Source organism: Streptomyces sp. NPDC001480 (assembly GCF_042894725.1).
Classification (GTDB): domain Bacteria; phylum Actinomycetota; class Actinomycetes; order Streptomycetales; family Streptomycetaceae; genus Streptomyces.
Genome location: NZ_JBIAVX010000002.1, coordinates 619,366 through 644,185, shown reverse-complemented (window position 1 = coordinate 644,185; position 24,820 = coordinate 619,366). Strand labels below are relative to the sequence as shown.

The window sequence follows — 24,820 nt, the reverse complement described above, 5'->3', positions numbered from 1 at the left end:
GGACATGACGGATGTGATGGGTCGTCAGACGCCGGTGGCGATCGTGGGAATGGCGGTGCTGCTGCCCGGCGCCCCCGACCTCGACGCCTACTGGCACAACCTGCGCGACGGCGTGGACGCGATCGCCGACGTGCCCGAGAGCCGCTGGGACGCCGACTACTACAGTCCCTCGGCCGCGACCGGGCCCGCCGTCGCCGACCAGGTGTACTGCCGGCGCGGCGGGTTCGTGGACGGCCTGGCCGAGGTGGAGGTCACCCGGTTCGGCATCATGCCCGCCTCGGTGGCGGGCACCGAGCCGGACCAACTGATCGCGCTGCACGTGGCCGCCGCCGCGATCGCCGACGCGGGCGGCGCGGACCGGCTGCCCGACCGGCACCGCGTCGGCGTCGTCCTGGGCCGGGGCGGCTACCTCACCCCCGGCCTGGTCCGGCTCGACCAGCGGGTCCGGACGGCCGGACAACTCGTACGCACCCTGGGCGAGTTGCTGCCCGACCTGACACCGGACCAACTGGGCCGGGTCCGGGAGGCGTTCACCGAACGGCTGGGACCGGACAGCCCCGAGTCCGCGATCGGCCTGGTGCCCAACCTGGCGGCCTCCCGCATCGCCAACCGGCTCGACCTGCGCGGGCCCGCCTACACCGTGGACGCAGCCTGCGCCTCCTCGCTGGTCGCCGTCGACCAGGCGGTGGGCGAACTCGCGGCCGGGCGCTGCGACCTGATGCTGGCCGGGGGAGTGCACCACTGCCACGACATCACCCTGTGGAGCGTGTTCTCCCAGCTGCGCGCCCTCTCCCCGAGCCAGCGCATCCGCCCCTTCCACCGGGACGCCGACGGCATCCTCATCGGTGAGGGCACGGGCGTGGTCGTCCTCAAGCGTCTCGCCGACGCCGAGCGCGCCGGCGACCGCGTCTACGCGGTGATCCGGGGCACGGGCGTGGCCAGCGACGGCCGTACGTCCGGCCTCGTCAACCCCGATCCGGGCGGCCAGGCGCACGCCGTACGCCAGGCCTGGCGGGCCGCCGGCCTCGACCCGGCCGCCCCCGGAGCGGTCGGCCTGCTGGAGGCGCACGGCACCGCCACCCCCGCCGGTGACGCCGCCGAACTGGCCACGCTGGCAGAGGTGTTCGGCCGGGGAGACCCCGGCGCCCCGGACAGCGAGGACCGTGCCGTGCTCGGCTCGGTGAAGTCGATGATCGGCCACACCATGCCCGCCGCCGGAGTGGCCGGCCTCGTCAAGGCCGCGCTGGCCGTCCACCACGGCACGCTCCTGCCCACCCTGCACTGCGACGACCCCCACCCCGCGCTCGCCCGCACCCGCTTCCGCCCGCTGCGCAAGGCGGTGCCCTGGGACACCACCGCGGACCGGCCGGTACGCCGGGCGGCGGTGAACGCGTTCGGCTTCGGCGGGATCAACGCCCACGTGGTACTGGAGGAGCCGCCCGGGGGGCACACGGCGCCGGCCGGCGCCGGTTCCGGGGCCGCCGGTTTCGGGGCCGTCGGGGACGAGGAGCCTCGTGCCGCGGAACGCGCCGACCGGCCCGAGCGCTCGGTGCAGGCCGGGGACGGGTCCCCGAACACTCCCGTCCGGGTCAGCGAACCCGAGCGGGTCCTCCTGCTCGCCGCCGACCACCCGGAGGGGCTCGCCGCGCTGCTCGCCGCGGACGACTTGGCCGTACTCGAATCCGGACTGGACAGCGACGGGACGCACCCCGAGGCCGGTCCGGTCCGGCTGGGCATCGTCGACCCGACCGCCAAGCGGCTGGCGCTGGCACGGCGGGCGGTGGGCAAGGGCCGGGCCTGGCAGGGCCGCGGCGACGTCTGGTTCCGGACCCGGCCGCTCCTAGGGCCCGGGCAGGGGCGGCTCGCCTTCGTCTTCCCCGGCCTGGAAGCCGAGTTCACGCCCCGCGTCGACGACATCGCCGCCCACTTCGGCATGCCCCCGCTTCCCGGGGCCCCGGCCGAGGAGCCGCGGGTCGGTGACGTGGGCCGGCACGGCGCCGGTGTCGTCGGCGTGGGCCGGCTCCTCGACACGGCGCTGCGCCGCTTGGGCGTCGTGCCGGACGCGGTGGCCGGGCACAGCGTCGGCGAATGGACCGCGATGGCGGTGGCAGGGCTGTACTCCGGTGCCGAGGTCGACTCGTTCATGGCCGGGTTCGACCCGGACGCGGTGGCCGTACCGGGCCTGGCCTTCGGCGCCGTAGGCGCACCCGCCGCGCAGGTCGCCGCCGTCCTCGCCGACGGCTGGGCGGACGCCGGGATCGTGCTCTCCCACGACAACGCGCCCAGCCAGTCGATGGTGTGCGGGCCGGACACGGCGGTCGGCGAGTTCGTCCGGGCCTTTCGCGCCCGGGGCGTGCTGTGTCAGGTGCTGCCCTTCCGGTCCGGGTTCCACACGCCGATGCTCGAGCCCTACCTGGCGCCCATCAAGGAAGCCGCCGACCGCTTCCGGCTCCACCCGCCCACCGTCCCCATCTGGTCCGGGACCACGGCGGCACCGTTCCCCGCGGGCGAGGCCGCCGTACGGGCCCTCTTCCTCCGGCACCTCCTCGAACCCGTCCGCTTCCGCGAGCTCGTCGAAGCCCTGTACGACGCCGGGCACCGCGCCTTCGTCCAGATGGGCCCCGGCCAGCTCGCTTCGCTGATCGACGACACCCTCGGCGACCGCGATCACCTGGCCGTCGCCGCGAACTCGCCCCATCGCCCGGGCCTCGCCCAACTCCGCCGACTGGCCACGGCGTTGTGGGTGGCCGGGGCGCCGGTGGCGCCGGCACTGCCCCGGCCGCGCGCCGCCGTGCCCGCCGCCCCGCCGTACCGTCCGCCGGTCCGGCTGGACCTGGGCGGCGCGCTGGTGTCCCTCGACGGTCCGGCCCTGACCGCACTGCGCGCGGAGTTACGCGCGACGCCTCCCGGAAGGGAAACCCGAGACCGGACCGGCGCCGCCCCCACCCCGGCCGCCGGACCGCCGTCCCCGCTGGACGCCGTGGCCGAACGCTTCCCGGCCGCCGCCGAACTGAACGCGCTCCTGCGCGACACCGCGTACACGGCGGCCGCACTCATCACGGCGGGTGGCCATGGCCACCACGCACACCCGCCCGAGACCGGCGCCGCCCCCGGCTCCGCCGCCGCCCCCCACCTGCCGACCGGCCCGCTACCCACCGCTGCCGGGCCCACCCCGGCCCCGGCCCCCGCGCTCCCCGGGCCGAAGCCCGGCGGCGACCCCACGGCCTTCGGACAGCCCCCGGCCCGTGCCCCTGAGGCCACGCCGGGGGCGGTGACCCCCGTCCCCGCGGCCACCGGGCAGGCCCCCGCTCGCTTCGCAGCTCACGCCGGTCCCGCCGAAGGAGGCCGCCGCACACTCGCGGCCACCGACCGCACAGCCGCCCCGGCCCCCGCGCCCCCCGGGCCGAAGCCCGGCGGTGACCCCACGGCCTTCGGACAGCCCCCGGCCCGTGCCCCTGAGGCCACGTCGGGGACGGCCGTGCCCGTCCCCCCGGTCACCTGGCAGACCACCGTCCGCGTGTCCCCCGACACCATGCCCCACCTCCTGGACCACTGCTTCTTCCCGCAGCGCCCCGGCTGGCCGGACGTGGCGGACCGGTGGCCGGTCGTGCCGGCGACCACGATCGTGCGGCACATGATGGACGCGGCGGAGCGGGCGGCGCCCGGCATGCGGGCGGTCGCCGTGCACGGGGCGCGGTTCGACCGGTGGCTGACCGCGACGCCGCCCGTCGACGTCCCCGTCACCGTCACCCGCACCCCGGACGACCCGCACCGCTTCGCCGTCTCCTTCGGCCCCACGGCCCGCGCCGTCGTCGAACTCGCCGCCCGGCACCCCGCACCGCCGGCGACACGCACCCCCCCGCCCACCCCGGAACGCGCCCCCGACCACACCGCCGCCCAGCTCTACACCCAGCGCTGGATGTTCCACGGACCGGCGTACCAAGGGGTCACCGAACTCACCGGCATCGGCGACCGGCACGTACGCGGGGTCATCACCACGCCCTCCGCCCCCGGCGCCCTGCTCGACAACGTGGGGCAGATCCTCGGCTACTGGATCATGGCGACCCGGACCGAGCGGACCGTGGTGTTCCCCGTGCAGATGCGGCACATGCGGTTCCACGGACCGCATCCCGCCCCTGGCACGCGGGTCGAGTGCCTGGTGCGGATAACCTCGCTCACCGACACCGTCCTCGAGGCGGACGTGGAACTGACCGTCGCCGGACGGGTGTGGGCCCTGCTGACCGGCTGGCAGGACCGCCGGTTCGACAACGACCCGCAGACCCGCCCGGTCGAACGGTTCCCCGAACGCAACACCCTCTCCGAGCCCCGGCCCGGCGGCTGGTCACTGCTGCACGAGCGGTGGCCGGACCTCGCCTCCCGCGAGCTGATCATGCGCAACTCGCTGGCCGGCCCGGAGCGCGCGGAGTACGCCGAGCACGCGCCGCGCGGCCGCAGGCAGTGGCTGCTCGGCCGGATCGCGGTCAAGGACGCCGTACGGCGCCGGCTGTGGGAGCACGGCGAGGGGCCGGTCTTCCCGGCCGAGATCCGCGTCCGCAACGACGACCTGGGACGCCCGTACGTCACGGGCGTCCACGGCCGCACCCTGCCCGCGCTCGACGTCTCGCTGGCCCACCGGGCCGAGGCGGGCGTGGCGATCGTACGGCCGCACAAACCCGGCCCGGGCCCCGGCATCGACATCGAAGAGGTCACCGAACGGGACCCGGCGGCCTTCGCCGCCGCGCTCGGCACGGACGAACTCCGGCTGCTGCGCGACCTGTCGGCGGCCGGGGACGCCTCGCTGTGGTTCGCCCGGTTCTGGGCCGCCAAGGAGGCCGTCGCCAAGGCGGAGGGCACCGGATTCGGCGGCCGCCCCCGGGACTTCGCCGTCTTCCACGCGGCACCGGCCGGAGACCGGCTGCTGGTCTCGGGCCGCCTGGAACGCGTCTACACGGTGCACCTCGCACCGGTCAGCAATCCCCCGGCACTGCCGGCCCGGGACTACGTCGTGGCCTGGACGACGGGCCCGGCGGGCGACGACGAAGAGGAGCAGGAGCGATGAATCCCACGGAGCCGACCCCCGCGTACGCCGACGAGGAGGTGGTGCTCGCCGACATCAGGGCCCTGCTCCTGACCCTGCTGGAGGAGTACGGCGACGAGGACCTCGAGATCGGCATGAACACCACGTTCAACCGCGATCTCGAACTGGAGAGCATCGATCTCGTGGCCCTCGCGGGTCTGCTCAAGGAGCACTACGGGAACCGGGTCAACTTCGCCGAGTTCCTGGCCGGCATGGAGTTCGAGGAGATCATCGAGCTCACCGTCGGCAGGCTCGTGGAGCACGTCGTGCAGAGCCTGAAGGCCGCTGAGGCGGGCTGACGGATGGCCATGGTCGACGCCGGCGACATCCGGCTGCATGTGCAGAGGATCGGCCCCGAGGACGGCCGCGCCCCGGTGGCCACCGCCGTGCTCGTGCACGGCCTGCTCACCGACAGCCTGGCCAGCTACTACTTCACGGTGGCCCCGGGGTTCGCGGCGGCGGGCGTCGACGTGGTCATGTACGACCTGCGCGGCCACGGCCGCAGCGAACGACCGCCGGCCGGCTACACCCTCGACGACAACATCGACGACCTCGAAGCACTGCTCGACCGGCTGGGCATCACCGGGCCCGTCCACCTCGTCGGCAACTCCTACGGCGGCACCATCGCCTTCGGCTACGCCGCCCGCCATCCGGCGCGAGTGGCCAGCCTCGCCCTCATCGAGTCCGAGCCGGCGACCGAGGCCTGGGCGGCGAAGCTGCGCGGCATCCTGGACCGGGTGGTCTCCGAACTGACGTACAACGAGCCCGACACGCTCGCCTGGATCAGCGCCAACCGCGGCCACCACACCGCCCGCCTCGCCAAGGGCGCCGGACGACTGGCCCGGGAGACCACCCTCGGCCGGGACGTCCCCGCCAGCCGGGTGCTCACCGAGTCCGAGATCAGGGCCGTACGCTGCCCCGTCCTCGGTGTCTACGGCGGCGACTCGGACGTGGTGGAACTGGTGCCGCTGAAGGAGGCCCTGCTCGCCGACTTCCGGTCCGTCGTGCTGCCGGGACACGAGCACTCCGTGCTGGTGGAGGCGGCCGGGGCGGTCGGCGGGCACGTCCTGGACCTGATCCGCTCGGCGGGCGCCGAGGCCGTCCGGTGAGCGGGTTCCTGTTCGTCGTACCGCCCCTGGTCGGGCACATCAACCCCACGGTGGGCGTCGCCGCCGAACTCGCCGCGCGCGGACACCGGGTGGCCTGGACGTGCGCCGACCCCGCGCTGGTACGGCGGCTCGCGGGCCCGGACGCCGCCGTCCTCCCCTGCGCGGGACCCGTCCCGGCCGCGCGCCCGCCGGAGCTGCGGGGGCCGGAGGCGCTGAAGTACCTGTGGGAGGCGTACCTGCTGCCGCTCGCCGACGCGATGGCACCCGGGGTGCGGGCGGCCGTCGGGGAGTTCCGGCCCGACACGGTCGTCGTCGACCAGCAGGCCTTCGCCGGAGCCCTGGTGGCCGAGCGACTCGGCCTGCCCTGGGCCACCTCGGCCACCACCTCGGCCGAACTCACCGGCGCCTACGACGGCATACCCAAGGTCGCCGACTGGCTCCGGGCGAGGCTCAGTGAACTGCGCGCCCGCATCGGCGACCCGGCGGGGGACACCGATCCGCGTTTCTCGCCCCACCTCCTGCTGGCCTTCAGCTCTCCCGAACTCGCCGGCCCGTCGGCCGCCCGGGGCGACCACATCCACTACGTCGGCCCCTCGATCGCCGACCGCCCGGCCGCCCCCGGCTTCCCCTGGCAGTGGCTGGACCCCGGGCGGGCCAAGGTCCTGGTCACCCTCGGCACCGCCAACGCCGACGTGGGCGGCCGCTTCCTCGCCGAGTGCGTGAACGCGCTGCGGGCGCGGACCGACAGGGTGCAGGCGGTGGTGGCCGATCCCGGCGGCACCCTGCCGGCGTCCGGCGACGACAAGGACGTCCTGGTCCTGCCCTCGGTGCCCCAACTCCCGCTCCTCGAAAGGGTCGACGCGGTGGTGTGCCACGCCGGGCACAACACCGTCTGCGAAGCCCTCTGGCACGGTGTCCCGCTCGTCGTCGCCCCCATCCGCGACGACCAGCCCGTGGTCGCCGCCCAGGTCGTCGACGCCGGAGCGGGCGTCCGGGTCCGGTTCGGCCGGGTCACGGCGGCCCGGCTGGGCCCGGCCCTCGACGCCGTCCTGCACGAACCCGCCCACCGCGCCGCCGCCGGACGGGTCCGCGCCGCCTTCCGGGCGGCGGGCGGCGCCCCCGCCGCCGCCGTCCACCTCGAGCGACTGGCCGCCGACGCACGCCCGGAGGAGAGCCGATGAGCAACGAAACCCAGGGCCCTGACGGCACCGACCGTGCAGACCGCAATGACCGCAGCGACCGCGCCACCCGGGTCGCCGCGCTGCGCCCCGCCTACCAGGCCGACCTGGCCGACGGCGTGGACCGCTTCTTCGCGCCGCGCCGCACCACCTGCCCCTGGTGCCGCTCGGACCGTCTGACCACCCGGCTGCGCACCACCGACCTGCTCCAGCACAAGCCGGGCCGCTTCGTCCTCGACCGCTGCGAGGCCTGCGGGCACACCTTCCAGAATCCGGCGCTGAACGAGACGGGCCTGGAGTTCTACTACCGCGACTTCTACGACGGCCTCGGCGAACAGCGGATGGGCGGGACCTTCGGCGGCCGCACCGGGATGTACCGGGGCCGCGCCGAGTCGATGCTGCCGCACGACCCCACCCCGAAGAACTGGCTCGACGTCGGCACCGGCCACGGCCACTTCTGCGCCGCCGCCCGCGAGGTGCTGCCCGGCACCACGTTCGACGGCCTCGACTTCACCGACGGCGTGGAGATCGCCGAACGCGAGGGCCGCGTCGAGCACGGCCACCGCGGGTCCTTCCCCGAGCTGGCCCCCGACCTCGGCGCCCGCTACGACGTCGTCAGCATGTTCCACTACCTGGAACACAGCGCCGACCCCGACCGCGAACTGCGCGCCGCCCACCAGGCCGTCCGCCCCGGCGGCCACCTGCTCATCGAGGTCCCCGACCCCGAGAGCCGCTACGCCCGCGTCCTCGGCCGCTGGTGGCTGCCCTGGCTCCAGCCGCAGCACCTGCACCTCGTACCGGTCGGCAATCTGCGCCGGCGGCTCACCGAGCTGGGCTTCACCGTGGTCGCCGAACAGCACGCCGAGCCGCACGACCCGGTCGACCTGCTCGCCGCCGTCTGGCTGGCCCTGGACCACATCGCGCCGCGCGAGGACGCCCCCTGGCTGCCCGAGCCGCCGGGCGCCCTCCGGCGCGGCCTGCGCGGCGCGGTGCTCCTCGCGGGCGCGCCGGTGTTCGTCGCGGCCACGCTCCTCGACCGGTTCGCGGTACGGCCCCTGTCCCACCGCCTCGGTCTGTCCAACGCCTACCGCCTGGTCGCCCGGCGCGAGTGACCGCCGCGCGTGACCTCCGCTGGTCGCACGTCCCCTGCGGCGCCCGGTGACGGGGCTGCTGTGCACCACCCTGGCCGACGCGCGGCAGCTCACACCCGGCCCGGCCGGGTGCTCGCCCTGCGGGGCGGGGCCACCGCGATGCCGCTGCTGCAAGGCTGTGTGCCCGTCCCGGTGGCCGTGGCCCAGGCGGGCGGGGGTGCGCGCCGATCCCGCGGTGCAGCGCGTGGTTCGCGGCGCCGGCGGCGAACTGCGGGCCGGCAGCAGCCCCGGAGGCAGCCGGTCCGGCACGGCGCGCTGCCGTGCGCACGCGGCGGCGACCCAGCCCGGGCAGGTGCAACCGACTCCGATCAGCAGCCACCAGGGGTCCGCCCGGGTCGGCCGGACGGCTCCCTCCCGGGCGAGGGGACGATTCGCCAGCCCCCAGACCGCCACGAGCAACAGGGGACAGAGGCACAGGGCCGGCCGAGGGCGGCCTCGCGTGTCGTCCGGATGTCCGGGAACCGACGCGGCGTCGGCGGATCGGTGGCGGGGTCGCGCGCACGGGCGCCGCCGTCCGGCGGTGAACCGGTAGCCTTCACAGGGGGCGCGCGTCGGGTGACGTCCGCAGCGATCCCGCAGCAATGAGGTCCGACAGGGGAGGAACCGGCGGTGCACGTCCAGGAATGGCTCGACTCGGTGCCCGCGGCCGCCGTCTACGCCGTGGTGGCCCTCGTGATCGGTCTGGAGAGCCTGGGCATCCCGCTGCCCGGCGAGATCATCCTGGTCTCGGCGGCCCTGATGTCCTCCCAGCACTCCGGCGTCAATCCCTTCGTGCTGGGCGCGTGCGCGACCGCCGGCGCGGTCATCGGTGACTCCATCGGCTACGCCATCGGCCGCAAGGGCGGCCGCCCGCTGCTGGCCTGGCTGGGCGGGAAGTTCCCCAGGCACTTCAGCGAGGGCCATGTGGCCACCGCCGAGCGGTCCTTCGAGAAGTGGGGCATGTGGGCGGTCTTCTTCGGCCGCTTCGTCGCGCTGCTCCGCATCTTCGCCGGCCCGCTCGCCGGTGTCCTGCACATGCCCTACTGGAAGTTCCTGATCGCCAACGTCCTCGGCGGCATCTGCTGGGCGGGCGGCACCACCGCGGTCATCTACTACGTCGGAGTCGTCGCCGAGGACTGGCTCAAGCGCTTCTCGTACCTGGGCCTGGTGGTGGCGCTGCTGATCGGACTGACGTCGATGCTGGTGATCCGGCGCAAGGCGAAGAAGGCGGCGGCCGAGAGGCAGGAAGCCGAACCGGAGCCCGTCCCCGCCGCCGACTGAGGACCGCCCGGCCACCGACCGTGGACCGAGGGGCCCGAAGGAGAGCCCTGGGGCTCAGCCCTGGTGCACGTCCCGGTGCGCCTTCGCCAGTTCCGCGTACATCGTGCCGTTGAGCGTGACTCCCTGACGCTCCTCCTCCGTCAGCTCCCGCTTCACCTTCGCCGGTACGCCCGCCACCAGCGAACCCGGCGGCACCACCATCCCCTGCGGCACCAACGCCTGCGCGGCGACCAGCGACCCGGCCCCGATCACCGCGCCGTTGAGCACCGTCGCCCCCATCCCGATCAGGCAGTCGTCCTCGACGGTCGCCCCGTGGACCACGGCGTTGTGCCCGATGGACACCCGCTGCCCGACGCTGACCGGAAAGCCGGGGTCGGCATGGAGCGTCACGTTGTCCTGGACGTTCGCGTTCGCCCCGACGCCGATCCGCTCCACGTCCCCGCGCACCACCGCCCCGTACCAGACGCTCGCCCCGGCCCCCAGCGTCACGTCCCCGATCACGGAGGCCGTGGGCGCCACGAACGCCTCGGGGTCGACCTTCGGTTCCCTGCCGCCGATGCCCGTGATCAACGCCTTGTGCGTCATCGCCTTCTCCTCGTCGTCGCTGTCTTGGCACCGTACGCCACCCGGTGGGGCGAAGATCACAGCCCTCCGGTCTCTTGGGCGGACCGCACGCTGAGTACCGTGAGCGGGTGCCCAAGCCCAAGAACACGTTCTCGTTCTCTTCCTGGCGGCGCGGCCTCCTCCAGCGCGCCGTGCACGCGGGCTGGGCGTGGGTGCAGCGCACGGGCTCGGTGACCGCCGAGCACCCGGGACGGCTGCGCTTCGGCGCCATGGGAACGGGTACCAGGCTCGCCTTCCCGCTGGGCACCGTCTTCGGTGAACCCTGGATCCACCTCGGCGCCCACTGCATCGTCGGCGAGCAGGTCACCCTGACCGCGGGCCTCATGCCCGACCTCGACCTGGGCCCCGAGCCCATCCTGCGCATAGGCGACGGGGTCGTGCTCGGCCGCGGCAGCCACGTCATAGCCGATACGACGGTCACCATCGGCAGCGACTGCTATTTCGGCCCGTACGTCTACGTCACGTCCACCAACCACTCCTACGACGACCCGCACGAGCCCATCGGCAGGCAGTGGCCGCGGATGGAGCCGGTGGAGATCGGCCCGGGGTGCTGGATCGGCACCGGCGCGGTGATCCTGCCGGGCGCGCGGATCGGCCGGAACGTGGTCGTGGCCGCCGGGGCGGTGGTCCGCGGGACCGTGCCCGACCACGCGGTGGTGGCCGGCGCGCCCGCCCGGGTCGTACGACGCTGGACCCCCGCCGACGGCTGGCAGCCGCCGCTCCGGACCCCGCCCCCGGTGCCGATCCCGGAAGGCGTCACCCCGGACCAGCTGCTGGCGCTGGCCGAGCTGGACGAGCGGGACGTGGCCCGGCTCGCCGAGCTGGAGACGGAGAGCTGAGTCAGCCCGTCGCCAGCAGCAGTGTGCCCAGCAGGGCGAGGCCCGCGCCCGCCGCCTGGACGGCGCGCAGGCGTTCGTGGAGGAAGCCCCGGGCGGCCAGGGCGGTCACCACCGGGTACAGCGAGGCGAGCACCGCGGCCACCGTGACCGGGCCGTGCTGGGCGGCGACCGAGTAGGTGCCGTTGGCCGCCACGTCCGCCAGCCCGACGAAGGCGAGCGCCGGCAGGGCGGCCCAGGGGAAGCCGGCCGCGGGGAGGGCGGGGGTGCCCCGCCTGACCGAGACGTACAGCGCGGCGCCACCCGCGGCCACGTTCGTCACGCGCTGCACGAACAGCGCGAGGAACAGGCCGGTGACGGTGGTCGAGGCCTCCGCGATCAGCGCGAACACCGTGCCGAAACCGAGCGCCGCGACCAGCGTGAGCAGGATCGCCCGCCGCTGCACGGGCGCGCCGCGCAGGTGCGGGCCGCCCGCGAGCACGATGCCGGTGACGGCGACCGCGATGCCTGCGACCTGCGCCGGGCCCGGACGCTCACCCAGGAACAGGCCGACGGTGACGGGGACGGCCACGCCGAGGGTGGCGAGCGGCGACACGACGCCCATCGGCCCCAGAGCGAGCGCCTTGTAGAAGGACAGCAGGGCGACCGGGCCGACGAGGCCCGCGGCGAAGGCGAACCACAGCCGGGGACCGGCCTCGCTCCAGCCGCCCGTCGCGACCACGATCGCGCCCAGCACCACGGCCGCTGTCGCCTGGGACAGCACGACGACCGTGAGTGCCGGGTTGCGCCGTGTCAGCAGCCCGCCGCCGAAGTCGGCCAGGCCCCACAGGAGGCTGGTGGCCAGGGCGAAGAATGCTGTCACGGGTCCTCGCTTAGTACAGTTCGGTGAACGATCGGTACACCCACCGTAGTTCAGTTTACTGAACCCTGTCATCTAAAATATTGGACGGAATGTGTCGGACCTCGACCTGCTGACCCAGTCCCTGGCGCGCAGCGTCAAGCACTGGCGCGCGGTGCGCGGCTTCACCCTGGACGTGCTGGCCGCCCGGGCCGGCGTCAGCCGCGGCATGCTCATCCAGATCGAGCAGGCCCGCACCAACCCCAGCCTCGGCACCGTCGTCAAGATCGGCGACGCGCTCGGTGTCAGCATCACCACCCTGCTCGAGTACGAGCAGGGCCCGAAGGTCCGGATCGTCCCGGCCGAGCAGGCCGTACGGCTCTGGCACACGGACGCGGGCAGCTACAACCGGCTCCTCGCGGGCACCGAGGCCCCCGGACCGCTGGAGATCTGGGACTGGCGCCTGATGCCGGGCGAGCAGAGCTCGTCCGACCCGCACCCCGCCGGCACGGTCGAACTCCTCCACGTCACGGCCGGGGAGCTGACCCTCGCCGTCGACGGCACGGAGTACCGCGTCCCGGCCGGCGCGAGCGCCTCCTTCGAGGCCAACACGCCCCACACGTACGGCAATACAGGCGACGTGCCGATGGAGATGGTGATGGCCGTCTCGGTGCCGCCCGTCCCCTGAGATGCCCGGCCGCCGCTCGCTCCACGGCTGTTAGCGTGCCGTCATGCGCGCTCCCATCGGACACTTCGACACCGCCACGCCCGCCCCGGACCGCCTCGACGAGCTGACCCGCCCGGTCGCCGACGCCGTACGCGACTGGCGCGGCAGCGTCCCCGCCGACCAGATCGTCTACGTCGACACCGATCCGCAGTGGGCGGACACCGCCGTGTTCGTCGAGCACTACGGCCGCGAGCTGCTGGAGCAGTCGGCCAACTGCGTGGTCGTCGCGGGCAAACGGGGCGGCGAGACCACCCTGGCCGCGTGCGTGGTCCTGTCCACCACCCGGGTCGACGTCAACGGCGTCGTGCGCCGCCAACTCGGCGCACGCAAGGCCTCCTTCGCGCCGATGGAGACCGCGACGGGGGAGACCGGCATGGAGTACGGGGGTGTCACCCCGATCGGGCTCCCGGTCGGCTGGCCGGTGCTGGTGGACTCGGCCGTCGTCGACCTGCCGTACGTCCTGGTCGGCAGCGGACGCCGGCGCGGCAAGCTGCTGGTGCCGGGGAAGGCGTTCGCCGAGCTGCCCGGAGCGGTGGTGCTGGAGGGTCTGGGCGTGGCCTGACGTCAGGCGGTCACGTGGTGGGCCAGCGGCAGATGCGGGTCCGTCTCGCCCGGGGCGGGCGCCGGATCCGCGTGCACCAGGGCAGCCGTGAGCCTCGGCACGGCGTGCAGCAGGGCGTGCTCGGCCTCGACGGCGACCGTGTGCGCCTGCCGGACCGTCGCCTCGCCGTCCACCACCACCGCGACCTCCGCGCGCAGCCGGTGCCCGATCCACCTCAGCCGGAGCTCGCCGACCTCCCGCACCCCCGGGACCTCCCTGAGCGCCCGCTCGGCCCGGTCCACCAGCGCCGGGTCCACGGCGTCCATCACCCGCCGGAACACCTCGCGCGCCGCGTCCCGCAGCACCAGCCCGATCGCCGCGGTGATCGCCAGCCCCACGAGCGGGTCGGCGAGCGGCCACCCCAGCGCGGATCCTCCGGCGCCGACCAGCACCGCCAGTGACGTGAAGCCGTCCGTACGGGCGTGCAGACCGTCGGCGACCAGCGCGGCCGAGCCGATCGCCCGGCCCACCCGGATCCGGTACCGGGCCACCCACTCGTTCCCCGCGCATCCGGCCACGGCGGCGACGGCGACGGCCGGGACGTGCGCCACGGGCCGCGGGTCGAGGAGCCGGTCCACCGCCGTCCACGCGGCGAAGGCCGCGGACGCGGCGATCGTCAGCACGATCGCGATGCCCGCGAGATCCTCGGCGCGCCCGTATCCGTAGGTGAAGCGGCGCGTGGGGGCGCGGCGGCCGAGTGCGAAGGCGATGGCCAGCGGGACGGCGGTCAGCGCGTCCGCCGCGTTGTGCACCGTGTCGCCGAGCAGCGCCACCGACCCCGAGGCGGCCACCACGACCGCCTGTACCAGCGCCGTCCCGCCCAGCACCGCCAGCGACACCCACAGGGCGCGCATGCCGCGCGCGCTCGATTCCAGCGCGGGATCGAGCTTGTCGGCGGTCTCGTGGGAGTGCGGGGTGAGGAGGTGGGCCAGCCGGTGGCGGACCGAGGGGCGGACAGCGGGACGGTGTGGGTGTTCGTGGTGAGAGTGAGGGTGAGGGTGAGGGTGGTGGTGCCGGTCGCTCACGGGGTTCCCCTTCCGGTGCGCGGGAGGTGGACGGACGGCCGCCCACGGGGCCATTATGTGCGTATGAGCGCACGCATGCACCTGTCACCTGCGCACGATGCGCACCCGCGCAGCCCGGGCGAGGAGCAGTTCGCGCTCGCCGCCGAACTCCTCGCCCTGCTCGGCGACCGCACCCGCCTCGCGCTGCTGCACGCCCTGACGGAGGGGGAGGCGGACGTCACGACCCTGACGGCGGCGTGCGGGGCGGCCCGGCCGGCCGTCAGCCAGCACCTGGCCAGGCTGCGGCTCGCGGGGCTGGTGGACACCCGCAAGGAGGGCCGCCGGGTGGTGTACTCACTGCGCGACGGTCATCTGCGCCGCCTCGTCGACGAGGCGCTGAACGTGGCGGACCACCGGCTCAGCGACCGTCCGCCGCACGACTGACGGCACCGGGGGACTAGTAGCGCGCCGCCGTCCCCAGGTACTGCTCCGCGAACGCGGCCGCCGCCACCGGTGAGGTGAACAGGCGCCGCAGCCGGGCCGTCGTCGTGCCCGCGCGGTAGGGATCGCCGGAGGCGGCGCCGTGGTAGATGCCGGACAGCCACTGCGAGAACTCCTGGTAGTCCCACACCCGGCGCAGGCATGCCGTCGAGTAGCCGTCCAGCCCGCCGTCGTCGCCCTCGGTGAGCCGCGCGGCGAGCGCGTCGCCGAGCAGGAAGGCGTCGTGCAGGGCCAGGTTCATGCCCTTGGCCGCGATGGGCGCGGTCAGGTGCGCGGCGTCACCCGCGAGGAACAGCCGCCCGGACGCCACGGGCTCCACGACGTAGTCGTGCATGTCCAGCACCCGCTTCTCGATCAGCCGCCCCTCCGTCAGCGCCGGCGCCCCCGCCGCCCCGAGCCGCTCCCGCAGCTCGGCCCAGACGCGCTCGTGCCCCCAGTTCTCCGGGTCGTCGCCGGGCGGGCACTGGAGGTAGTAGCGGGTGACCTCCGGGCTGCGGGCCATGTGCCCGGCGAACCCGCGCGGATGGACGCCGAACACGACGCAGTCGGAGGACGGCGGCGCCTCGGCGAGCAGCGCCAGCCAGCCGATGCCGTAGTCGTGGCGTGCGATCCGGGTCCGCCCGGACGGCATCGCGTCCCGCGTCACCCCGCGGGCGCCGTCGCAGCCCGCCACGAACTCGCAGCGGATCACCCGGCGCTCGTCCGTCTCCGGGCAGAGGTACGACACCGACGGACGGTCGGTGTCCAGGTCGTGCAGCCGTACGTCCCGCACGCCGAAGCGGATGTCGCCGCCGCGGACGTCGGCGTACTCGCGCACCAGGTCGGTCACCAGCAGCGGCTGGGGGTACACGTAGTGGTGCCGGCCCGTCAGGTCGGTGTAGGGGAACCGGTGCCGTTCACCGTCGAAGCGGAACTCGCACCGGGTGTGTGCCTGCGCCCGGGCGGGCAGGTTCCGGGCCAGTCCGCGCCGCCCGAGTTCGCGCACCGCCCACTCCTCGACGATCCCGGCCCTCGGTCTCGTCTCGATGGACTCCCGGCTCTCGGTCTCCAGGACCACGCAGTCGACGGCGGCGGCCCGCAGGACGTTGCCGACGGCGAGGCCGGCGGGCCCGGCGCCCACGACGACGACGGGACGGTGCTCCGCGGAAGGGGAGAGGTGGGGGGAGGGGAGTGTCACCCGAGCATTATGACGGTGTCCCGTCAGCCGCGGCCGGGGAGCCGTGGCGGACGGGACACCGCTCGGTCGAACGGGGACCGGGTCAGTGCGCCGGGGCGTCGGTGACCACGACCTCCTCGATGCTGCGCTCGATCTCCTCGGGCTTCGAGGCGGTCGTCTTGGCCCAGTAGTAGATGGCCAGCGAGAAGACCGCCACCACCAGGATGTCCCACCACAGGGCGATGTGACCCTGGCCGCCGAAGCCGCCCTGCCACGAGATCAGGCCCAGGCCCACCAGGTAGGCCGGCAGCCACTGCGCGGCGCGGAAGTCCAGCCGGGGCGCGTCCTCCAGTCCCTTGCTGGTGGCGTACCAGGCGTAGCTGCCGAGCAGCACGTAACCGAGGACGATCGCGAAGCCCAGGCGCCACAGGGTGTCCCAGCCGGCCCAGTAGATGATCAGGTTGGCGACCACGAAGGACAGCGGGGAGATGATCTTGCCGGCGGGCAGTCGGTAGGGGCGCTCGTGGTTCGGCAGGCGGTCGGCGAAGACGCCGTACGCCAGCGGCGCGCCCGCGTACATCAGGACGCTCGCCGAGGTGATGAAGCCGACCAGTTCCTGCCAGCTCGGGAACGGCAGGAAGCAGACCACACCGGTCACGAAGGACATGATCAGGCCGAACCACGGCACGCCGCGCGCGTCGGTCTTGGCGAACGCCTTCGGCGCGTAGCCGTTCTTGGCCAGGCCGAAGGAGACGCGGGAGGTGGCGGTGGTGTAGATCAGGCCGGTGCCGCCGGGGGAGATGATCGCGTCGACGTAGAGCACCCAGCCCAGCCAGCCCAGGCCGACCAGGGTCGCCAGGCCCGCCCACGGGCCGCTGATGCCCTCGAAGTTCAGCTTGGCCCAGCCGTGCGCGAACGAGACGTGCGGCAGCGCGGCGATGAACACGACCTGGAGCAGGATGTAGATCACCGCGCCGATCGCGACGGAGCCGAGGGTCGCCCGCGGCAGGTCCCGCTTCGGGTTGCGGCTCTCACCCGCCAGCTGGATCGCCTGCTCGAAGCCGAGCAGCGCGAAGATGATGCCGCTGGAGCTGATGGCGCCGAGCACGCCCTTGGCGCCGAACGGCGCGAAGCCCTCCGAGGTGAAGTTCGACGCGTGGAAGTTGCCGGCGGCGATGATGAAGATCGCGCCCAGCGGGACGGCGATCTTCCACCAGGTGGCGGCGCTGTTGGTGTGCGCCAGGGCGCGGACGCCGAAGAAGTTCACGCCGACGAAGACGGCCATGAGGACGACGGCGGTGAGGAAACCGCTCACCGTCAGCGTGCCGTCGGCGTGCTGGAGGCCCTGGGCCCACTTCCAGTGACCGGCGTAGCCGATCATGGCCTCGACCTCGATCGGGGCGACGGTCGCCGCCTGGAGCCAGGCGAACCACCCGAAGGACATGCCGGCCAGGCCGCCGAACGCGTAGTGCGGGTAGCGGGCCGTGCCGCCGGCCACCGGGAACATGCCGCCGAGTTCGGCGTGCACCAGCGCGAGGAGGACGATCGCGATCGCGCCGATCACCCACGAGATGATCGCCGCGGGACCGGCCACCACGACCGCCTTCTCGGCGCCGTAGAGCCAGCCGGACCCGATGATGGAACCCACGGAGGCCCACATCAGTCCGATCAGCCCGACGTCCCTCCGTAGACCGCTGGGGTTCTTCGTGGCTTCCGGCACAGCATGGTCGACTTTCACCATGTCAAGTGGCCTCTCAGTTTCTGAACGCAGGTTTAACGAGCAATGCCGCCACAGATTAGGGATGCGTTCGAAACCGCAAAAGACTGCTTACGAAGTTTTGACCTTTCACCTGGAACGTTGCGATCCTGCTCTTTGCACAGGTCAGGCGCCGCCACGGAATGTTCGTATTCAGACACGGAATGTGAGAAGAGAGTAAGACATGTTAAGACGGCAGGTGCAGACGGGGAATTTCGATCGCCGGGCACCGGTCCATCACCATCTCCAGCCCCGCCGCCCGGGCGCGCTCGTACGCGGCCTCGTCGACCACTCCGAGCTGGAACCAGACCGCCTTCGCGCCCATGGCGACCGCCTCGTCGGCGACCGGCCCGGCGAGGCCGCTGTTGACGAAGACGTCGACCACGTCCACCTCGAACGGGATCTCGGCGAGGGAGGCGTAGCCGGGCTCGCCGTGCACCGTCTCCGCCTTGGGGTGGACGGGCACCACCCGCTTGCCGAAGCGCCGCAGCACCTCGGCGACGCCGTACGCGGCCCGGCTCCGGTTCGCGGAGAGGCCGACGACGGCCCAGGTGTCGCCGAGCTCGGACAGGATCCTGCGGATGGTCGCTGCGTCGCCGTACACGTCCGGCCTCCTCGGGCTTCGGGGGGTGACTGTCCTCGGCGGAAACGGCGGCCGCCGGGCGGTGATTCCCACCGGACTGTCCAAAAGACCCGCCCGGGTGCCCGGTATACCCGCCACAATGTCCCGGATCGCGGCCAAGTGACTGCATACGACCGTCCGTCCGCCTACGCTCGGGCCGTGCTCCGCATCATCGACTCCCGCACCGGTGAGCCCGTCGAGGCCGCTCCCGCCCGGCGGGGCCTGACCCGGGTCCAGGCGCACGCCTCGGGCCTCGACGCCTCGGCCCTGCGCGTGCTGCTGGTCGCCGACGTCCTCGTCCGTGCCCTGGAACTCGGCGGCCACCCCGTCTGGGCCATCCTCACCGGAGCCCGGCAGCAGGCCGAGCTCCGCGCGGCCGCCACCACCCTGGGCATCCGCCCCTTCGAGGACGGCCAGGACCTCGCGGCGGGGCTGGGCGAGGCACAGGTCATTCACGTGGCGGAGCGGCCGGGACCGGCGGCCGGCGGGGCCTCGGCCGACGGGGCCGTCCTGGTCGGGGTCGCGCCGGTGGCCGGACGCGTCGCCCTGGAGGGCGTCGCCGACCCCGCCGTCCTGCGCCTGGCCCTGCTCGCCGCGCCCCACGGGACCTCCCTGCGGCTCGACGCGGACGCCCTCGACGAGGCGGCCCGCAGCCTCGCGCGCTGGCGGCGGGCCGTCGCCGGCTGGGCCCGGAAACCGTCGCGGCCGGTCCCCGAGGAGGTGCGCGGGCGGCTGCGCACCGCCTGGGAGAACGATCTGGACGTACCCGGCGTGCTCGGCGTGCTGCGCTGGGTGGAGGCCGAGCCGGGCCTGCCCGACGGCGCCCGCTTCGAGACGTACGCCTACGCCGACCGGCTCCTCGGCCTCGACCTCGTGCGGGACATCGGGAGCCTCGCGTGACGGCCCGTGCGGGTGCCGGCCCGCTGCGCCGTCTGATCGTCCTGCGGCACGCCAAGTCCGCCTGGCCGCCGGACGTCCCCGACCACGACCGCCCGCTGGCACCGCGCGGCCGCCGCGACGCGCCCGCCGCCGGCCGTGCCCTCGCGGCGGCCGACCCGCTGCCCGACCTCGCCCTGTGCTCCACCGCCGTGCGCGCCCGCCAGACCTGGGAGCTGGCCTCGGCCCAGTGGGGCACCCCGCCCCCGGTCCGCTTCGACCCACGGCTGTACGCGGCCGGCGTACCGGAGCTGCTGGAGGTGGTGCGCGAGGTGCCGTCCGAGGTCGCCGGCCTGCTCCTCGTCGGGCACAACCCCGGCCTGGAGGACCTGGTGCTCGAACTGGCCGGGGAGGCCCTGGACGACGCCCTGGACCGGGTCCGCACGAAGTTCCCGACCTCGGCCGTCGCCGACCTCACCTGGTACGGACCCTCCTGGCCGGACCTGGCCCCGGGCGCGGCGCTGCTGACCTCGCTGACGGTGCCCCGGGGCAAGAAGGGCTAGCGCAGCCGGGCGCGGGGCGTCCGCCCGGCTGCGCATAGGCTGGCCGGATGCAGGACGAGTACCGCACAGTCGCCCGCGCGGGCGTGCACGAGACCGAGGTCAACCGCTCCCGCTTCCTGTGCGCGCTCGCCCCGGCGGCCACCGAGCAGGAGGCCCAGGACTTCGTCGCCGCGGTCCGCAAGGAGCACGCGGACGCCACGCACAACTGCTGGGCGTACGTCATCGGCGCCGACGCCTCCGTCCAGAAGGCCAGCGACGACGGCGAACCGGGCGGCACGGCCGGCGTGCCCATGCTCCAGATGCTGCTGCGCCGCGACATGCGGTACGTCGTCGCCGTCGTCACCCGCTACTACGGCGGGGTCAAACTGGGCGCGGGCGGCCTCATCCGGGCCTACGGCGGCGCGGTAGGCGAAGCCCTGGACGCGGTCGGCACCCGCACCCGGCGCCGCTTCCGGCTGGCCACGGTCACCGTCGACCACCAGCGCGCCGGCAAGGTGCAGAACGATCTGCACACGACCGGACGCGAGGTGCGGGACGTGCGCTACGGGGAGGCGGTCACCATCGAGATCGGCCTGCCGGACGCCGACGTGGACACCTTCCGCGCCTGGCTGGCCGATGCCACGGCGGGGACGGCCGCGTTCGAACTGGGCGGGGAGGCCTACGGGGACGCGTAACGGACATTTCCGTCTGAATCGCAGCTGATGTGGACGGAATTCGAGGTCCGTGGTGGATCAGTGGCCGACAGGCGTTAGCGTGGTGGCTGCTGACGACGAGCCGGAGTGTTTTCTTGAGAGTGCTGCACACCTCCGACTGGCATCTCGGCCGGGCGTTCCACCGGGTGAACATGCTCACCGCCCAGGCCGAGTTCATCGGTCACCTCGTCACCACCGTGCGGGAGCGCGACGTGGACGCGGTCGTCGTGTCGGGCGACGTCTACGACCGGGCGGTGCCCCCGCTCGCCGCGGTCGAGCTGTTCGACGACGCCCTGCACCGGCTGGCCGGGCTGGGCGTGCCCACGGTGATGATCTCCGGCAACCACGACTCGGCCCGCCGGCTCGGCGTGGGCGCCGGCCTCATCGGGCGGGCCGGCATCCACCTGCGGACCGAGCCGTCCGCCTGCGGGACGCCCGTCGTACTGGCCGACGCCTTCGGGGACGTCGCCTTCTACGGACTGCCGTACCTCGAACCCGCCCTGGTCAAAGACGCGTTCGCGGTGCAGAAGGCAGGACACGAGGCCGTCCTGGCCGCCGCCATGGACCAGGTCCGCGCCGACCTCGCCGCCCGGACGCCCGGCACCCGTTCCGTCGTCCTCGCGCACGCCTTCGTCACCGGCGGCGAGGCCAGCGACAGCGAGCGGGACATCACCGTGGGCGGGGTGGCCGCCGTACCGGCCGGGGTCTTCGACGGCGTCGACTACGTGGCCCTGGGTCACCTGCACGGCTGCCAGACCATCACCGAGCGCGTGCGCTACTCGGGCTCCCCGCTGGCGTACTCCTTCTCGGAGACCGACCACCGCAAGAGCATGTGGCTCGTCGACCTGGCCGCCGACGGCTCGGTCACCGCCGAACGCGTCGACTGCCCCGTGCCGCGTCCGCTGGCCCGCGTCCGCGGCACCCTGGAGGACCTGCTCGCCGACCCCGCACTGGCCCGCCACGAGGACGCCTGGGTCGAGGCCACCCTCACCGACCCGGTCCGCCCCGCCGACCCCATGGCCCGCCTCGCCGAGCGGTTCCCGCACACCCTCAGCCTCGTCTTCGCCCCCGACCGCGCCCCCGACGACCCCGCCGTCTCCTACGCCCGGCGCCTCGCGGGCCGCAGCGACCAGCAGATCGCCGAGGACTTCGTCGCCCATGTGCGCGGCGCGGGCCCCGACGAGCCCGAACAGGCCGTGCTGCGCGAGGCGTTCGACGCCGTGCGCGCCGACGAAGCGGTGCGGGAGGTGGCCCGGTGAGGCTGCACCGGCTCGACATCACCGCCTTCGGGCCGTTCGGCGGGGCCCAGACGGTCGACTTCGACGCGTTGTCCGCCGCGGGACTGTTCCTGCTGCACGGACCCACCGGCGCGGGCAAGACCTCCGTCCTGGACGCCGTGTGCTACGCGCTGTACGGCGCCGTGCCCGGCGCCCGGCAGGGCAATCAGGGCATGAACCTGCGCAGCGATCACGCCGAGGCGGGCACCCGCACCGAGGTCTGCCTCGAACTGACCGTCGCCGGACGGCGGCTGCGGATCACCCGGCAGCCGCCATGGGAACGCCCCAAACTGCGTGGCAAGGGAACGACCGTCGACAAGGCCCAGACCTGGCTGCGCGAGTACGACGCCACGGCCGGCGCCTGGAAGGACCTCAGCCGTTCCCACCAGGAGATCGGCAACGAGGTCGAGCAGCTGCTCGGCATGAGCCGCGAGCAGTTCTGCCAGGTCGTCCTGCTGCCCCAGGGCGACTTCGCCCGCTTCCTGCGCTCCGACGCCGAGGCCCGCGGCAGGCTGCTCGGCCGGCTCTTCGACACCCGGCGCTTCGCCGAGGTCGAGAAACGCCTCGCCGAGCGCAGGAAGGCGACCGAGGCCCGGGTGCGGGAGGGGGACGCCGCGCTGCTGGCCGACGCGCATCGCATGCAACAGGAGGCCGGCGACGCCATGGAGCTGCCGGAGCTGGCCGCCGGCGAACCGGGCCTCGCCGAAGCCGTCCTGGGCGCCGCCGCCGTGGCCCGCAGCACCGCCCGCGAACGGCTCACCCTCGCCCACTGCCGCCTGACCGCCGCCGAGTCCGCGCAGACCGCCGCCGACCGCACGCTGACCGAGGTACGCGAACTGGCGCGGTTGCAGCACCGGTTCACCGAGGCACGGCAGCGCGCCGAACGGCTGGAGGAGCGGGCCGGAGCCCATCGCGAGGCGCAGGAGCGGATGGGGCGGGCGCGGAAGGCGGAGGCCGTGGCGCCGGCCCTGGAACTGCGGGAGGCGGCCGAGGCCGGGCACCGCGGGGCGGCCGCCGCCGAGGCACGCGCGCGTGCGCTGCTGCCGGAGGCCTTCGCGGGCGCCGGCGCGACCGGGCTCGCGACCGCCGCCCGCCGGGCCGCCGAGGAACTGGGCGGCCTTCAGTCCGCGCGCCGTGCCGAGCGGAGACTCGCCGAAGTCGTCGAGGAGCGCGGCCGCCTGGACCGGCAGGACCGGGACGACGAGGACGTCCTGCGCGACGCCGAGGGCTGGCTCGCCGGCTGGGACGCCACCCGCGCGGGACTCCAGGCCCGCGCCGACTCCGCCCAGGAGGCCGCGACCCGCGCCGAGCAACTCGCCGTACAACGCGAACCCGCGCGCCGGCGGCTGGAGGCGGCACGGCTGCGGGACGAACTGGGCCGGGACACCGACGAGGCGCAGCGGGGGGCCCTCGCCTCCGAACACCGGGCCCTTGAAGCGCGGGCGCACTGGCTCGACCTCAAGGAACAGCGGCTGAACGGCATCGCCGCCGAACTGGCCGCCGGCCTCGCCGACGGAGAGCCCTGCGCCGTCTGCGGGGCCACCGAACACCCCGCGCCCGCACAGAAGTTCGCGGGGCACGTCGACCGCGAGGCGGAGGAGCGCGCCCTCGCCGCCTACCAGCGCGCCGACGAACAGCGCGCCGACGACGAACGGCGCCTCGGCGTCGTACGGGAGGCGCTGGCCGCCGCCACCGCCGAGGCCGGCGACACCCCCACCGCGCAACTGGCCGCCCAGGCCGACGAGCTGGAGCAGGAGTACACGCGGGCCCGGCGGGCAGCCTCCGACCTGCACGCGGCGCACGAAGAGCTGCGGCTGGCGGAGCAGGAGCGCGAACGCCGCCTGACCGACCGGCAGCAGGCGAAGGTCCGCGCCGCCGAACACCTCACCCGGCGCGAGGCACTCGACCGCGAGAAGGCCACCCTGGAGCAGGAACTGGCCGAGGCCCGGGGCGGCGCCTGCAGTGTGGCCGCCCGGGCCGCCCAGCTGGAGCGGCGGGCCGCGCTGCTCACCGACGCCGCCGACGCCGCACGCGCCGCGGAGGACGCCGCCGAGCGCCTCAAGGACGCCGACGCCCGGCTCGCCGACGCCGCCTACCGCGCCGGCTTCGACACCCCGCAGGCCGCGGCCGCCGCGCTGCTCGACGACGCGGCCCACCGGGAGCTGCAACACCGCCTGGACGCTTGGCAGTACGAGGAGGCCGCCGTACGGGCCGTGCTGGCGGAACCCGACACGGCGGCCGCCGCCCAGCAGCCGCCCGCCGATCCCACGGCGGCGGAAGAGCGCGCGCTGCGGGCCACCCGGCGGCTGCGCGAGGCCGCCTCCGCGTGCGACGCCGCCGCCCGCTGCTGCGCCGAGCTGGACCGGCTCTCCGCCCGCGCGGCCGACGGCGTGCGACTGCTGGCGCCGCTGCGCGAGGAGTACGAACGGGTGGCCCGGCTGGCCGGCCTCACCGCGGGTACCTCCGCCGACAACGAACGCAGGATGCGCCTGGAGTCGTACGTGCTCGCGGCCCGTCTGGAACAGGTCGCGGCCGCCGCGACCGTACGGCTTCAGCGGATGTCCTCCGGCCGCTACACGCTGGTGCACTCCGCCGACCGCAGCGGCCGCGGCCGCAGCGGGCTCGGCCTGCACGTCGTCGACGCCTGGACCGGCCGTGAGCGGGACACGGCGACGCTGTCGGGCGGTGAGACGTTCTTCGCCTCCCTCGCGCTCGCGCTCGGTCTCGCGGACGTCGTCACCGACGAGGCCGGCGGGGTGCGGCTGGACACCTTGTTCATCGACGAGGGCTTCGGCAGCCTCGACGACCAGACCCTCGACGAGGTCCTCGACGTCCTCGACTCGCTGAGGGAGCGCGACCGCAGCGTCGGCATCGTCAGCCACGTCGCCGACCTGCGCCGCAGGATCCACGGGCAGTTGGAGGTCGTCAAGGGCAGGACGGGATCGGCGCTGCGGCAGCGGGGCGTCCGCTGA

The 24,820-nt window shown here is 74.5% G+C and carries 21 protein-coding genes; 15 read left to right on the top strand and 6 right to left on the bottom strand.

Annotated features, from left to right (window positions below):
- Positions 1-4 precede the first annotated feature (4 nt).
- The 6 genes from ACFY01_RS06865 (at position 5) to ACFY01_RS06840 (ending at position 9,775) form a co-directional block, all read left to right on the top strand.
- Positions 5-5,059 carry a beta-ketoacyl synthase N-terminal-like domain-containing protein gene (locus ACFY01_RS06865; protein WP_390734576.1) on the top strand — a complete coding sequence of 1,685 codons (5,055 nt, stop codon included), beginning with the start codon at positions 5-7 and terminating at the stop codon, positions 5,057-5,059.
- On the top strand, positions 5,056-5,376 hold the full coding sequence (locus ACFY01_RS06860) for an acyl carrier protein (RefSeq protein WP_390734575.1): 321 nt from the start codon (positions 5,056-5,058) through the stop codon (positions 5,374-5,376). Before ACFY01_RS06865 ends, ACFY01_RS06860 begins: the two co-directional genes overlap by 4 nt.
- 3 nt (positions 5,377-5,379) lie before the next feature.
- Positions 5,380-6,186: an alpha/beta fold hydrolase gene (locus ACFY01_RS06855; RefSeq protein WP_390734574.1), complete on the top strand. Its 807-nt coding sequence runs from the start codon at positions 5,380-5,382 to the stop codon at positions 6,184-6,186.
- The gene (locus ACFY01_RS06850) at positions 6,183-7,367 is read left to right on the top strand and encodes a glycosyltransferase (protein ID WP_390734573.1); all 1,185 of its coding nucleotides are present in this window, start codon (positions 6,183-6,185) and stop codon (positions 7,365-7,367) included. The genes ACFY01_RS06855 and ACFY01_RS06850 overlap by 4 nt, the downstream gene beginning before the upstream one ends.
- Positions 7,364-8,476: a class I SAM-dependent methyltransferase gene (locus ACFY01_RS06845; RefSeq protein WP_390734572.1), complete on the top strand. Its 1,113-nt coding sequence runs from the start codon at positions 7,364-7,366 to the stop codon at positions 8,474-8,476. The genes ACFY01_RS06850 and ACFY01_RS06845 overlap by 4 nt, the downstream gene beginning before the upstream one ends.
- 648 nt (positions 8,477-9,124) lie before the next feature.
- A complete protein-coding gene (locus tag ACFY01_RS06840) occupies positions 9,125-9,775 on the top strand; it encodes a DedA family protein (RefSeq protein WP_390734571.1) in 651 nt (216 codons plus the stop codon).
- A gap of 54 nt (positions 9,776-9,829) precedes the next feature.
- On the opposite strand, the gene ACFY01_RS06835 is transcribed toward ACFY01_RS06840, so the two are convergent.
- The gene (locus ACFY01_RS06835; RefSeq protein WP_390734570.1) at positions 9,830-10,360 is read right to left on the bottom strand and encodes a gamma carbonic anhydrase family protein; all 531 of its coding nucleotides are present in this window, start codon (positions 10,358-10,360) and stop codon (positions 9,830-9,832) included.
- 107 nt (positions 10,361-10,467) lie between these two features.
- Here ACFY01_RS06835 and ACFY01_RS06830 point away from each other — a divergent pair, with 107 nt between their 5' ends.
- Positions 10,468-11,238, top strand: coding sequence for an acyltransferase (locus ACFY01_RS06830; RefSeq protein WP_390734569.1), 771 nt, complete (start codon positions 10,468-10,470; stop codon positions 11,236-11,238).
- A gap of 1 nt (position 11,239) precedes the next feature.
- Here the strand turns inward: ACFY01_RS06830 and ACFY01_RS06825 are convergent, their stop codons facing one another.
- Positions 11,240-12,097, bottom strand: coding sequence for an EamA family transporter (locus ACFY01_RS06825; protein WP_390734568.1), 858 nt, complete (start codon positions 12,095-12,097; stop codon positions 11,240-11,242).
- 91 nt (positions 12,098-12,188) lie between these two features.
- Between ACFY01_RS06825 and ACFY01_RS06820 the strand changes: the two genes are divergently transcribed.
- Both ACFY01_RS06820 and ACFY01_RS06815 read left to right on the top strand, forming a co-directional pair.
- Positions 12,189-12,761, top strand: a complete 573-nt coding sequence (locus ACFY01_RS06820) for a helix-turn-helix domain-containing protein (protein WP_390734567.1) — start codon at positions 12,189-12,191, stop codon at positions 12,759-12,761.
- Between the two features lie 43 nt (positions 12,762-12,804).
- Entirely contained in the window at positions 12,805-13,362 is a 558-nt protein-coding gene (locus tag ACFY01_RS06815; protein WP_390734566.1) for a YbaK/EbsC family protein, read from the top strand.
- A 2-nt stretch (positions 13,363-13,364) separates the two neighbouring features.
- On the opposite strand, the gene ACFY01_RS06810 is transcribed toward ACFY01_RS06815, so the two are convergent.
- The gene (locus ACFY01_RS06810; protein ID WP_390734565.1) at positions 13,365-14,426 is read right to left on the bottom strand and encodes a cation diffusion facilitator family transporter; all 1,062 of its coding nucleotides are present in this window, start codon (positions 14,424-14,426) and stop codon (positions 13,365-13,367) included.
- Between the two features lie 63 nt (positions 14,427-14,489).
- Between ACFY01_RS06810 and ACFY01_RS06805 the strand changes: the two genes are divergently transcribed.
- A complete protein-coding gene (locus tag ACFY01_RS06805; RefSeq protein WP_390734564.1) occupies positions 14,490-14,849 on the top strand; it encodes an ArsR/SmtB family transcription factor in 360 nt (119 codons plus the stop codon).
- A gap of 13 nt (positions 14,850-14,862) precedes the next feature.
- Here the strand turns inward: ACFY01_RS06805 and ACFY01_RS06800 are convergent, their stop codons facing one another.
- The 3 genes from ACFY01_RS06800 to ACFY01_RS06790 all read right to left on the bottom strand — a co-directional run bounded on the left by ACFY01_RS06800 (position 14,863) and on the right by ACFY01_RS06790 (position 18,422).
- On the bottom strand, positions 14,863-16,083 hold the full coding sequence (locus tag ACFY01_RS06800; protein WP_390734563.1) for a 4-hydroxybenzoate 3-monooxygenase: 1,221 nt from the start codon (positions 16,081-16,083) through the stop codon (positions 14,863-14,865).
- Between the two features lie 82 nt (positions 16,084-16,165).
- The gene (locus ACFY01_RS06795; protein WP_390734562.1) at positions 16,166-17,803 is read right to left on the bottom strand and encodes an APC family permease; all 1,638 of its coding nucleotides are present in this window, start codon (positions 17,801-17,803) and stop codon (positions 16,166-16,168) included.
- Positions 17,804-18,005: 202 nt separating this feature from the next.
- Entirely contained in the window at positions 18,006-18,422 is a 417-nt protein-coding gene (locus tag ACFY01_RS06790) for a CoA-binding protein (protein WP_390734561.1), read from the bottom strand.
- A gap of 177 nt (positions 18,423-18,599) precedes the next feature.
- Between ACFY01_RS06790 and ACFY01_RS06785 the strand changes: the two genes are divergently transcribed.
- From ACFY01_RS06785 to ACFY01_RS06765, 5 genes are all read left to right on the top strand, one after another.
- Positions 18,600-19,340 carry a hypothetical protein gene (locus ACFY01_RS06785; protein ID WP_390734560.1) on the top strand — a complete coding sequence of 247 codons (741 nt, stop codon included), beginning with the start codon at positions 18,600-18,602 and terminating at the stop codon, positions 19,338-19,340.
- Entirely contained in the window at positions 19,337-19,879 is a 543-nt protein-coding gene (locus ACFY01_RS06780) for a SixA phosphatase family protein (protein WP_390734559.1), read from the top strand. The genes ACFY01_RS06785 and ACFY01_RS06780 overlap by 4 nt, the downstream gene beginning before the upstream one ends.
- Positions 19,880-19,926: 47 nt before the next feature.
- Positions 19,927-20,553, top strand: a complete 627-nt coding sequence (locus ACFY01_RS06775; protein ID WP_390734558.1) for a YigZ family protein — start codon at positions 19,927-19,929, stop codon at positions 20,551-20,553.
- Between the two features lie 113 nt (positions 20,554-20,666).
- Positions 20,667-21,830: an exonuclease SbcCD subunit D gene (locus ACFY01_RS06770; RefSeq protein ID WP_390734557.1), complete on the top strand. Its 1,164-nt coding sequence runs from the start codon at positions 20,667-20,669 to the stop codon at positions 21,828-21,830.
- Positions 21,827-24,820: an AAA family ATPase gene (locus tag ACFY01_RS06765; protein WP_390734556.1), complete on the top strand. Its 2,994-nt coding sequence runs from the start codon at positions 21,827-21,829 to the stop codon at positions 24,818-24,820. Before ACFY01_RS06770 ends, ACFY01_RS06765 begins: the two co-directional genes overlap by 4 nt.